8 protein-coding genes are annotated in these 12116 nt (G+C 67.3%); 5 read left to right on the forward strand and 3 right to left on the reverse strand.

What is annotated here, in order from left to right:
* Positions 1–184 precede the first annotated feature (184 nt).
* Complete coding sequence (locus tag Ahu01nite_RS28585) at positions 185–1531, reverse strand: ABC1 kinase family protein (protein ID WP_203839754.1); 1347 nt, start codon at positions 1529–1531, stop codon at positions 185–187.
* Between the two features lie 1646 nt (positions 1532–3177).
* On the opposite strand from Ahu01nite_RS28585, the gene Ahu01nite_RS28590 reads away from it, so the two are divergent.
* Positions 3178–3429 carry a hypothetical protein gene (locus Ahu01nite_RS28590; RefSeq protein WP_203839755.1) on the forward strand — a complete coding sequence of 84 codons (252 nt, stop codon included), beginning with the start codon at positions 3178–3180 and terminating at the stop codon, positions 3427–3429.
* 234 nt (positions 3430–3663) lie between these two features.
* On the opposite strand, the gene Ahu01nite_RS28595 is transcribed toward Ahu01nite_RS28590, so the two are convergent.
* A complete protein-coding gene (locus Ahu01nite_RS28595; RefSeq protein ID WP_015625326.1) occupies positions 3664–3825 on the reverse strand; it encodes a DUF5679 domain-containing protein in 162 nt (53 codons plus the stop codon).
* Between the two features lie 1125 nt (positions 3826–4950).
* Here Ahu01nite_RS28595 and Ahu01nite_RS28600 point away from each other — a divergent pair.
* Positions 4951–5484, forward strand: coding sequence for a M48 metallopeptidase family protein (locus Ahu01nite_RS28600; RefSeq protein ID WP_203839756.1), 534 nt, complete (start codon positions 4951–4953; stop codon positions 5482–5484).
* 313 nt (positions 5485–5797) lie between these two features.
* Positions 5798–6394, forward strand: a complete 597-nt coding sequence (locus Ahu01nite_RS28605) for a hypothetical protein (RefSeq protein WP_203839757.1) — start codon at positions 5798–5800, stop codon at positions 6392–6394.
* Positions 6395–6513: 119 nt separating this feature from the next.
* Here Ahu01nite_RS28605 and Ahu01nite_RS28610 read toward each other — a convergent pair whose 3' ends face one another.
* Positions 6514–7785: a zinc-dependent metalloprotease gene (locus tag Ahu01nite_RS28610; protein WP_203839758.1), complete on the reverse strand. Its 1272-nt coding sequence runs from the start codon at positions 7783–7785 to the stop codon at positions 6514–6516.
* 90 nt (positions 7786–7875) lie between these two features.
* On the opposite strand from Ahu01nite_RS28610, the gene Ahu01nite_RS28615 reads away from it, so the two are divergent.
* The gene (locus Ahu01nite_RS28615) at positions 7876–8904 is read left to right on the forward strand and encodes a YlbL family protein (protein WP_203839759.1); all 1029 of its coding nucleotides are present in this window, start codon (positions 7876–7878) and stop codon (positions 8902–8904) included.
* Positions 8905–8991: 87 nt separating this feature from the next.
* Positions 8992–11997 carry a UPF0182 family membrane protein gene (locus Ahu01nite_RS28620; protein ID WP_203839760.1) on the forward strand — a complete coding sequence of 1002 codons (3006 nt, stop codon included), beginning with the start codon at positions 8992–8994 and terminating at the stop codon, positions 11995–11997.
* The last annotated feature ends 119 nt before the right edge of the window (positions 11998–12116 follow it).

The raw sequence follows: 12116 nt of genomic DNA on the forward strand, positions 1-12116 counted from the left end.
TTGTATGCCGGGTGTTCTCATGTCCGTGGGTTGTATGCCGGGTGTTCTCATGTCCGTGGGTTGTATGCCGGGTGTTCTCATGTCCGTGGGTTGCATCCCCGGCGTTCTCACGCCGCTGGCTTGCATGCCCGGCGCTCCCATCCCCGGCGCCTTCATGCCCGGCGCCTTCACTCCCCGGGCTGAATCAGGAGACGGGGGCGAACCCGGGGAGCCATTTCTCGAGAATCGTCCGGTACGGCGCTTTGGCCTCCAGCTGGCACAGGACTCCGATCGAGCCGAGCGTCACCCGGTGGATCAGCAGGTAGGACGGCGGAAGATTCAGCTTGCGGCTCAGCTGGAAGCCCGGCGAGCGGGGGCTGGAGAGCCGGGTAGCCTCGGCGCGGATCCAGGCGCGGGTGAACCGGAACTCGTCCACGGCAACCGGCTCGATCATCGGCCGCAGGAAGTCGAGAACCGCCCGGGCGTCAAGCTCGTCATCCGGCTTGATGAAGCCTTCTTCACGCAGCCCGTCCGCAACCCCGTCAGCGTCGCCGTCGAGGGCGAGCCGAACCAGCCGCCCGATCGGCTCGGGATGGCCCTCCGGCAACCGAGCCACCGCCCCGAAGTCGATGACACCCAGTCGGCCATCAGGAAGGATCCGGAAATTCCCGGGGTGCGGGTCAGCATGCAGCAACCCGGCCCGAGCCGGCGCCGAGAAGTGCAGCGTCGCCATGAGCCGCCCGGCCTCGTCCCGCTCCTCCTCCGTGCCGTCCGTAATGACCTTGGCCAGCGGCGTTCCGTCAACCCACTCGGTAACCAGCACCCGAGGCGACGACGCCAGCACCCGGGGCACATAGATTTCCGCGTCATCCGCGAACGCGTTCGCGAACGTCGTCTGAGTCTCCGCCTCCATCGCGTAGTCAAGCTCTTCGATCACGCGCTCACGCAACTCCGTGAGCAACGGCTTCATGTCCATGCCCGGCTGAATGACCTTGAACATCCCGGCGAGCCGCCCGAGCTGCTTGAGATCCGAGATCAGCGCCTCACCGGCCCCCGGATACTGAACCTTCACCGCAACGGTGATCGTCTTCGGCTTCGCCCCCTTACGCGAAGGCGGCAACTTCCAGACGGCCTTGTGCACCTGCCCGATACTCGCCGCCGCAGCCGGACTGTCATCGAACTCGGCGAACTTGTCCCGCCAGTCCTCACCCAACTGCTCTGCCAGTGCCTTGTGCACACTCGCCACCGGCATCGGCGGGGCGGCTTCCTGGAGCTTGGTCAACGCCTGCCGGTAGGGCCCGGCCATCTCCTCGGGCATGGCGGCCTCGAAGACCGACAGCGCCTGCCCGAACTTCATCGCCCCACCCTTGAGCTGGCCAAGGACGCTGAAAAGCTGCTCGGCGGTGCGCTGCTGGATCTCCGCGGAAATGACATCGCCGGCGATCCCCGTGACCCTCTTACCGAGCCCGAGCACCGTCCGCCCGGCAAAGCCGAGAGGCAGCGCTGCAAGCTTGGCGGTCCGGGACGCCGCACGACGCGGGATATCGGTCACCAGATCATTGTGACCGACGTGACGCCAAACGACCCCCCGCCCCGATACCCCACCCACCCAACCACCCTTCCAACCCCCGATCGTTTCGTACGCACTTAGCACCTTCTGGGGCTTCCATCCCGCGCCCGCCGAGGCCAGATCGTGCCCTCCAGCCCCAAAATGCCGTCTTGAAAAAGATTGCCCCACTGCTCCACCCCACCTCAGGGCTCGGGCTGCGGCCTTCATGGTTGGCGGCGGGACTGAGTGCAGGTGCAGTAGGGGTGGGGCATCCAGCTTCGCCGTCGGATGTGCCTCGGGGATGAGATTTCGACCTCGGCTCCGAGGGTTTCCGGTACGCCGCCGTCGATGAAGGTGAGCACCTCAGCAACGATGTATCCGCAGGCTGCGAGCGTTGTGGCCACGGCGAGGGGCTCGTCGCTCACGCGGAACTCGTCGTATCGGGGCTCAGGCCTGTGATTGCCCTGCTGCGGGGGCGGCGACTCCCGGGGGCCCGGGTCGCGCGGTCTTGGAGGCCCGGCGTGGGAGTGGTCTTGAGCGCGCTGTCCGTGGGCGGGTGGTGGTGGAGAGGGCGGGATCTCGGTTCCTTGGAATTGGCGGTAGAGGGCGATGCAGTTCAAGCAGGGTTGACCGGTTGGTGGAACGAAGGGGCCGATCACCGCTGTTCCTTCTCGCACGGTGACGGCCAGGTAGGGCTGGAAGCGCTGGGTGTGGGCGAGGGCCAGGAGGGCCACGGGTTCGTTGTGGGAGAGCTGTACGACCAGTGTGGCGTGGCCGCGGCGGATTGCACGGGTCTCTGTTGCCGGTGCGATTTCCCTGATGGCTGCGGTCACCGCCGTTGTCCGGACTGTTCCCACCTCGACGCCCCGGAGGGGGCCGCCGATGCGGTCGAGATGGGTGACTGTGCCTGCGAGGTCTGCGTGGACGTGTCCTACGCCCGCTTCTGCCAGCGCGACCGCGATTCCGGGTCCGAGCCGGCCGTGACCTGACACCGCTACCCGGGCTGACCGTCTCCGTCGCAGAATCGCGGCGGGCGTCGACGGGTGGGTGTCGGATGAGGCTTGGGGAGTGCGCTTCCGGGGTTCCTCGGCTGGGTGGCCGGCCGCGTCTGAACTCTTTGGCTGATCTGAACTGGCCGAACTATCTGCCGTCCTTTGCAGCGGCACGGTGCTGCCGGACGGGGCTGAGCTGTAGGGCAGGAGTGCCGCGTTGTCGGCCGCTGCCGCCTTGTCGGCCAATGCCGGCCTGCCGGGTAGCGCTGGCCTGCCGGGTAGCGCTGGCCTGCCGGGTAGCGCTGGGTCGGTCGTTAGTGGCGGCCTTGGCGTGACGGCGCCGTCGGGTAGCGCTGATCTGTTGGCCAGCGCCGGATCGGTAGGTAGTGCCAACCTGTTGGGCGCGATGGCGCTATCGGCTAACGCGTCGCTGTCGGGTGGCGCTGGCCTGTCGGGTGGCGCTGGCCTGTCTGTTAGTGCCCGGCTGTTGGGCGGGGCAGGGGCGTCGGTGGTGGGGGCTGGGGTGGTGGGTAGGTGGGTGGGGAGTTTGTGGGTGGCCAGGGCTAGGGCGCCGGCTTCGCTGGCTAGGAGGCGGCGGGTTGTGGCGTCGAGGGCTGGGGGGAAGAGGCGGCGGGAGGAAACCACGAGGCCTGCTTCGTGGAGGAGTTCGAGGAGGGTGCGGACTTCGGCGGGGGAGATGCCGAGGGTGGTGGCGCCCTGGAGGACGGCTCGCTCGGGGCGGGTGCCGTCCAGGAAGTCGAGGATTTTGGCTGTTGCGGGGTCGCGGAAGTCGATCAGGACCGCGCGGGAGGGGTGCAGGCCGAGCTGCAGGGTGTGGGCGCCTCGCCAGATGCGGGGCAGGCCCGGCAGCAGCATCGGTCGATGCAGCACAGGTCGGCTCATGGGTGACAGGTTGTCACGTCTTCAACGCGCACGGCTTTCGTTGTCCACAGGCCGTCCCCGCTGTCCTGCTCGGTTATCCACAAGCTGGAGCGAGTTATCCACAGGGTCGCGTGGAGGGGTGGACAACTACTCAACGTTGTGGTTTGAACACAGGTTATGGCTCTGGCGGGTGATTCGGGTGGAGGGGAACGACAGCGGGGGCGACCGAAATGGTCACCCCCGCGGTAAGTCGGCCTCCGGTCAGGCCTTGGCCTTGCCCAGGATGCGGTTCACCGTGGTGCCGCAGACCGGGCACTTGCCCTTGGCCATGTTCATGCCGGTCTTCGAGACCTCGACGGTGCCCTGGAAGTCGCGCTTCTCCTTGCACTTCACGCAGTAGCCGTTGTACGTGTTGTCGGCCACGATTCCTCCTCGTCATGTTGTCGGCCGGGTCGGCCCGGGTGCCCCGGTGCGGAACAGGTCTGGGACCTGAGCCCACCCCGGGGGCGCTGCTCGCGGCGACAGGCCGCGATCTGTGTTCGGCGCTGGACCGCTCCGCGACCACGTGAATGTGGCCACCCGTTAGGGGCGGTCACTACCCACGTCCGGCCATTTCCATGTCAGCGCAGCGTCGGCGGTGTCGTCGACGTCGTGAGTCTGCCGGTCTAGAAGTCCCTTTTGGGGCAGATTCGGGCAGACACGCCGACGAATTACTCAGATCACCAGAAAAGGGATGTTCGGGTAGCGACGGGAATGAGTCCGGCGGCCGGAGCCGGGGTGGCTGTGTTGCGCCTCTGAACAGTGGGGATGCGCGATGGATGCGGGCGCTGATCGCCGTGGCGGCGAGGCGGGCGATGCGGGCCTGCGCCTGGGAGTCGCGGGGCCGCGAGATGGGGTGCTGTCGGCAGGAGTCTCGCCAGCAATACGAGGGTGACTCTTTGTGGCGAAGCGCGACGCTGGTTACGGAACGTGAGGCGTGGCGGGTTGGAAGTGCGTGGGCAGAGAGGCTGGCGGCCGGTGTGGCGAGTTGGGCGGTGAGGGCTTAGTGGCTTGCCCGTATTGGTCGCGACGGTGGGGTTGATGTCGTCGGCGTTGCTCACGGATGGCCTGGCCGCCTGGAGGGGCCTGTCCGCCTGGAGGGGGCTGGCGTCTGAAGAGGGCAGGCGCTTGGAGGGGGCTGGCCGTTCGGAGGAGGGGTTGGGCGAAGGATGTGGCGGCGAGGGGTGGGGCCGGGGTGGGGAGTGAAGGCGGGGGGAGTGCAGGGAGGGGTCGGTGGGTCGGGAGGGGTTTAGGTGGTTTGTGGGGGTGCTGGGGGTGTTTGCATGGGTGGGGTTTTTGGGGTGGGTGGGGGTGGTGAGAAGTGGATCTTTGAGCGGGGTAGCGTTGGCTGGGGTGGGGGCTGTGTTGCGGGTTTGGAAAATATTTTCGGATTAACTGGGGCGAAGCTCACATTTTGGGTGCGTGTCGTTTGCCGTACCCTTGCGGCCACCTGGGACTGACGGATTAACGTTTCAATGTGAACCCGAGTCTGGGCTGCGCGAGCCGGTAATGGCCAGGACGCGCAAGCCTGTCGTCGAAGTGCGGCGCAGCCAGCGTCGGCGTCGCACGGTGTCCGCTTATCGTGAGGGCGAGCGTGTTGTTGTCCTCATTCCCGACCGGTTCTCGCGTGCCGAGGAGACCGAGTGGGTCGCGCGGATGCTTGCCCGGCTGGCCGCCCGCGAGGAGCGCGTTCAGCGCACCGACAGCGAGTTGCTGGGCCGCGCTCGGAAGTTGATATCGCGCTATCTGCCTGATTACGCAAGCCACATGGTTCCGGCGAGTGTGCGTTGGGTCACCAACCAGAACGGCCGATGGGGATCCTGTACGCCGGATGACGGCACGATACGGATCTCGCACCGGATCCAGGAGATGCCGGACTGGGTGATCGACTACGTGTTGCTGCATGAGTTGGCCCACCTGGTCGTTCCTGATCACAGCGCTGCCTTCTGGGAGCTTGTCAACCGCTACCCCCGGGCCGAGCGTGCTCGCGGCTACCTGGAGGGCATCTCAGCGGCCACCGGGTTGGTTCTGGCAGACGACTGAAGGGCAGACGACTGAAGGGCCGGCTGACGTCAGCGGCTGACACGAGCAAGCGGGCGGCTGTCGTGAGCGGGCGGCGAGTGCGAGCGGGCGGCGTGGGCGAGCGGCGAGTGCGAGTGGGCGGCGTGGGCGAGTGGGCGGCTGACCTGAGCGGCTTATGCGGGCAAGCAAGCAGCTGGCGTTTGCGATAGCGCGGGCGAGTGGAGAGCTGGCGTTTGCGATAGCGCGGGCGAGTGGGCAGCTGGCGTTTGCGATGGCGTGGGCGAGTGGGCAGCTGGCGCGGGCGGCTTGGGGCGAGCGGGCTAGCCTTCGGGGTGTGACCAGACGTGTCGTGGTGGCGTTGCTGAACCCCGTTGCGTGGAGTCCGCCGGGGGTTGACCTGCTGAAGTGGCGGGCTGCGCTGGCTGAGGACGTGGTGGATCTGCTTGCTCGGCTGGCTCAGGCGGAGCCGGCCATTGCTGCGGTCGCGGCCGATCTTGAGCTGGCCCGGGAGATCGCCTGGCCGGGGACGCCGATCTTCGAGGTGGCGACGGCTACCGTGCTGCCCGTTCTGAAGGCCGCTGAGCAGGCCGGATTCGACCAGGGGGCCGTTTTGGCGGCCGATGCGGCCGATCTGCCGGGGATGATCCTCGGGAAGCTCCTGAGACCGCTGAGCAGCAAACCTGTCGCGGTGGCGCCGAACGGGCGGGGCGGGGGGCTGCTGGGCGTGGCCTCGGTGCTTCCCGTGCCGGAGTGGCTGGCCGACCATGATCTCGACGGTGCTACGCCTATGACTGTGCGGAGGACGGCGCCGCAGCCCAGCCTGGTGGAGTCGACTGCCGAGTGGCGGCGGTTGCGCGGGCCGGAGGATCTTTCGACGCTCGACATGGCGTTGGAGGGCTGGGAGAACACCCGGGCGCTGCTCGGGGGTTAGCCACTCACGCAGGCCGAGGGCCCGGCAAGCCCGTTCAGGCGCCGGCAAGGCGCCTGGGGTTGCCGGGACCGACCTCGGCGGGAGCTGCGGTCTGCAGCCCCCACCGAGCTACGACACGCTTACTCTTTATCCTTTTTGTCTGTTTCATCAGGCGAGCCGGACGGGTCGGGTGCATTGCCGAGGTTGTCGAGCTCGGAGATGTCCCAGTCGAGCTTGGCCTGGGCGAACTTCTGCGGGTCGGCGAAGTCGTCGTCGGTCGGCAGCAGGTCGGGGTGGTCCCAGAGGGCGTCGCGGCCCTGCACGCCGCGTGCGTCGGTGACGGCCGTCCACAGCGCGCCCGCTTCGCGGAGGCGGCGGGGGCGGAGCTCGAGGCCGACCAGGGCTGCAAACGTCTGCTCAGCGGGGCCACCGGCCGCGCGACGGCGCCGGAATGCCTCGCCGAGGGCGCCCACGGAGGGTAGGCGGTCTCCCGCGGCGCTGTCGACCACGTGGCCGACCCAGCCCTCGACCAGGGCGAGTGCTGTTTCGAGGCGGGCCAGGCTCGCCTTCTGCTGCGGGGTGTCCTCGGGCGTGAAGATGCCCTCGAGCGCCATGGCCTGCATCGACTCCGGGTCCTGCGGGTCGACGCGGCTCATCGCCTCCTCGATCGCCTCCCGGTTGACCGTGATGCCGTTGGCGTAGGTCTCGACGGCGTTGAGCACGTGGGCTCGCAGCCAGGGGACGTGCTGGAAGAGGCGCTGGTGGGCGGCCTCGCGGAGGGCTACGTAGAGGCGGACCTGGTCCTCGGGGAGCTCCAGGCCGTCGCCGTAGGCCTTGATGTTGGCCGGGACGAGCGCGGCCGTGCCGGCCGGGCCGAGCGGGAGGCCGATGTCGCCGGCGGAGAGGACCTCCGCGGCGAGCTGGCCGAGCGCCTGGCCGAGCTGGCCGCCGAAGAGGGCGCCGCCGAGCGTCGCCACCATCGACTGCATCGGGCCGAGCTGGGCACGGGCCTCCTCGGGGACGAGGTCGCCCATCGCGCCCACCATGCGGCCCGCGATCGGGTCGCACAGCTTTTTCCAGACGTCGAGTGTGTTGTAGACCCACTCGTTTCTGTTCCAGGCCGTCGCGTCGCGGATGCCCGAGGGCATCGCGGTCACCGGGTCGAGCCACAGGTCGGCGAGGCGCAGCGCCTCGGAGACCGCGTTGTGCTCATACATGTTGACCGCTGGGTCACCGGTCGCGCTCAGCTGGCTGGCCGCCACCTGGCGGGCCAGATCCCAGTTGACCGGGCCACTTCCAGGCGCGGCGAACATCTGCTGCAGCTGATTCATGAACTGCTGCATCTGCTGCGGGTCGGAGGGATCGGGCGGCTGCGCGCCCGGCAGGCTGAAGCCGAACGGGATATCAGGCACGTCCCCAACGGTACGCGCGAAATCGGCCTTCGTGCCCAATGCCGGTGTCAGCTCAGAGAGAACTCAGGGTCGGTTGGTACGGTCACGCGCATGAGACGTCGCGGTGTCACGGTTATCCTCGGCGCCCTGATCACCGCACTGCTGGCAGTCGGAGTCATGGCCTTCCCCCTGCCGTACGTGGTTCTCAAGCCCGGGCCGACGGTCAACACCCTCGGCTCGGACAACGGCAAAGAGGTCATTCAGGTGACGAAGGCGCAGACCACCACGAGTACGGGTCAACTGCGCCTGACCACCGTCGGAGTGCAGCCCAGCGTGGAGCTGGTGTGGGCGATCCGGGGCTGGATCAGCAACGAGCAGGCCGTGGTGCCCCGCGAGTTGATCTACCCGCCGGAGCAGAGCGAGAAGCAGGTCGAGCAGCAGAACGCCGAGGAGTTCAAGTCCTCGCAGTCCAGCGCGGAGACCGTGGCGCTGCGCGAGCTCGGTTATCCGATCCAGACTTTTGTGACGGATATTGCACCGGGTGGCGCGGCTGTCGGCGTGTTGCGCAAGGACGACATCATCACCGCGGTCGACGGCGCCGAGGTCACCAGCCCGGACAAGCTCACGCAGCTCGTGCAGGCCAAGCCCGCTGGGACTACGCTGACCGTCTCCTACACCCGGGCCGGCAGGTCCGAGACCGCCACGATCAAGACGAAGGCGGCCGAGGGCAGCGACACGCCGCGCATCGGTGTCTCCATCGACAAGAAGCAGCCCCACCCGTTCACCGTTTCGATCGACCTGGACGAGATCGGCGGACCGAGCGCGGGCCTGATGTTCACCCTGGGCATCATCGACAAACTCAAGCCGGAAGACCTCACGGGCGGGAAGATCATCGCGGGCACGGGCACCATCGACGACGAGGGAAACGTCGGACCGATCGGCGGCATCCCGCAGAAGCTCGTGGGCGCCAAAAACTCCGGCGCCCAGCTTTTCCTGGTCCCGATCGACAACTGCGCCGAGGCCCTGAAGAACAAGGTCGACGGCCTGCCGATGGCTGAGGTCGCCACTGTCGACGACGCGCTCAGTGCGCTTCAGACCTTCACCACCGGCGGTACGCCAAAGCCGTGCACAGCCTCGTGAGAGTTATCCACAGGCGCCCCGAGCGGAACAACGCAACATCCTAAAGTGAAGAACCGGTCTTGAGACTTTGTGGGGTTCACGTTGGTCATGCGTAACAGTCCTCCCCTACCGAGGATGAGCCGTCGCGGTCGCGTGACCGTCGGCGTCCTTGTGGGGGTCTTCCTCTTATTCACGCTGCTCGGCTGGGGCATCGACAAATACACCGACTACCTGTGGTACGCCGAGGTCGACAAGACCCAGGTGTTCAACGGCATCCTGCTGACCCGCCTGCTGCTCTTCCTGGCGATCGGGCTCGCGATGGCGGTGATCATCGCGGCCAACCTCTATCTCGCCTACCGGTTGCGTCCACTGCTGCGCCCGCACTCGGCGGAGCAGGCCACCCTCGAGCGTTACCGCATGGTCATCCAGCCCCGCCTCGGCACCTGGATCGCCGTCATCGGCATCGTCATCGGATTCTTCGCCGGGCTCTCCGGACAGGCCCGGTGGAAGGACTGGATGCTCTTCCGGAACGCCGTGCCGTTCGGCGTGAAGGATCCGCAGTTCAACGTGGACGTCGGCTTCTACGTCTTCGACTACCCGCTGCTGCGCTACGTGCTCGGCGTGGCCTTCACCGCGGTGGTGCTGTCGGTCATCGGCGCGCTCGCCGTGCACTACATCTTCGGCGGCGTGCGCCTGCAGGGCGTCGGCGACCGGATGACCACGGCGGCACGGGCCCACCTGACCACGCTGGTGGCGCTCTTCGTGCTGCTCAAGGCGGTCGCGTACATCCTGGACCGCCGGGCGCTGCTGCTGGAGCAGCACGTCTCACCCGATCTGTACGGCGCGGGCTACACCGACGTCAACGCGCTGCTGCCGGCCAAGGAGATCCTGGCCTACATCTCGATCGTGGTCGCTATCGCCATCATCGTGTTCTCCAACGCGATCATGCGAAACCTGGTCTGGCCGGGCGTCTCCCTCGCTCTGCTGGCCATCTCCGCGGTCGCGATCGGCGGCGTCTACCCGCTCGCGGTGCAGAACTTCCAGGTCAAGCCGAGCCTGGCGGACAAGGAAGCGCCATACATCTCGCGCTCCATCGAGGCGACCAGGGCAGCGTTCGGCATATCCGACACGCAGGTGACCCCCTACAGCGCCGACAGCGTCGTGCCGCCGACCGACCTCGCGTCGAATCCCAGCGCGCAGAACGTCCGGGTGATCGACCCGCAGCTGGTCTCCGAGGCGTTCACGCAGTCGCAGCAGGTCCGCGGCTTCTACGACTTCGGGCCAAAGCTGGACGTCGACCGTTACGAGATCGACAAGAAGACACAGGACTACGTCGTCGGCGTCCGGGAGATCAACGACCAGGCACTGACCACCCAGCAGCAGAACTGGCTCAACCGGCACACGGTCTTCACCCACGGGTACGGCCTGGTGGCGGCCCCGTCCAACGAGGCCTGCGGTGGCCTGCCGGTCTTCGTCTCCGGCTCGCTCGGCACCGCCGGCAGCCAGGCGGCCAACTGCGCGTCCTCGTCGACCGACCAGATCAAGGTCGACCAGCCGCGCATCTACTACGGCGAGCAGTCCACGGAGTACGCCATCGTGGGCCAGGCGGACGCCACGAAGAAGACCGAGTTCGACCGCCCGCAGCCCAACGACAGTGACGCGGAACAGCGCTACACGTACGAGGGTAAGGGCGGCGTCCCGATCGGTTCGATGTTCCGCCGGCTCGTCTTCGCGATCAAGAACACCGAGAGCAACTTCGTGCTGTCGGACGCGGTCAACAAGGACTCCAAGCTCATGTACGTGCGGGACCCGCGTACCCGCGTGGAGAAGGTCGCGCCGTTCCTGACCATAGACGGAGACCCGTACCCGGCCGTGGTCGACGGGAAGATCCAGTGGATTCTCGACGGCTACACGACCGCGGCGACGTACCCGTACGCGCAGCGGATCAACCTGGCGGAAGAGACCCGCGACGAGCTCACCAACCAGGGCACGTTCGCGCTCGCCCGGGACAACATCAACTACATGCGCAACTCGGTGAAGGCGACCGTCGACGCGTACGACGGCACGGTCACCCTCTACGAGTTCGACGACCAGGACCCGGTGCTCAAGGCGTGGAACAAGGCCTTCGGCGGCGACCTGATCAAACCGAAGTCGGAGATCCCGCAGGCGCTCGCGGACCACTTCCGCTACCCGGCCGACATGTTCAAGGTGCAGCGCAACCTGCTGACCCGCTTCCACGTCACCAAGCCCCAGGACTTCTTCACGGGCAACGACTTCTGGGCGGTGCCGAACACGCCGGACGGCTCGGAGAACAGCAAACAGCCGCCGTACTACCTGAACGTGCAGCTGCCGGGGCAGGATTCCACCCGCTTCCAGATCACGTCGGCGGTGACCCCGAGCAAACGCGAGAACCTGGCGGCGCTGATCTCCGGCTCGTACGTCGACGGCAAACCCCGGCTGGAAGTGCTCGAACTGCCCGATGAGACGGCCATCCCAGGACCCGCCCAGGTCCATCAACGGATGACCAACAACGGCACGGTCAGACCGGAGCTCAACCTGCTCCAGACGAACAACCAGGCCACGGTCCTGTTCGGCAACCTGATCGCGCTACCGGTGGGCAAGGGCATGCTCTACGTCGAACCGGTCTACGTGAAGAGCAGTCAGCAGACCAACGCCGCGCCGTTGCTGCAGAAGGTCCTGATGTCCTACGGGGACGGCGGCAAGTACGTCGTGCTCGCCAACTCGCTGGAGGAAGGCCTCGCCGCCCTCGTCGACCAGGGCAAGAAACAGGGGCCCACGACAACCACACCGGGCAACACGGGTACGCCCACGCCGCCGACAACGGGCGGCACCGCGCTGACCCCGCAACTCGCCGAGGCGGCGACGGCGCTCGACAAGGCCATCGCCGAGGTCAAGGCGGCGCAGCAGGCCGGTGACTTCGCCCGCTACGGGACGGCGTTGCAGGCCCTCGACACCGCCATGACCAACTTCGAGAACGCCTCCAAGGCAGCCAACGGCACCGTCACGCCGTCGACCGCCCCGTCCACGCCGGCCTCCACCCCGGCGTCAACACCGCCCTCCGCGCCGGCCCCATCGGCCAGCACAGGCGGTTAGCACCCCCGTTTCGACCTGCAGCCCGCCGGATTTCCGGCGGGCTGCAGGCGTGTGTGGTGTGCGTTACGCCGGGTCGTTTTGCGGTTCACGTGCCGTTCGCGCTAGTGTTTAGAAACCGA

The sequence above is a fragment of the Winogradskya humida genome (genome assembly GCF_016862215.1).
Taxonomy (GTDB): Bacteria; Actinomycetota; Actinomycetes; order Mycobacteriales; family Micromonosporaceae; genus Actinoplanes; species Actinoplanes humidus.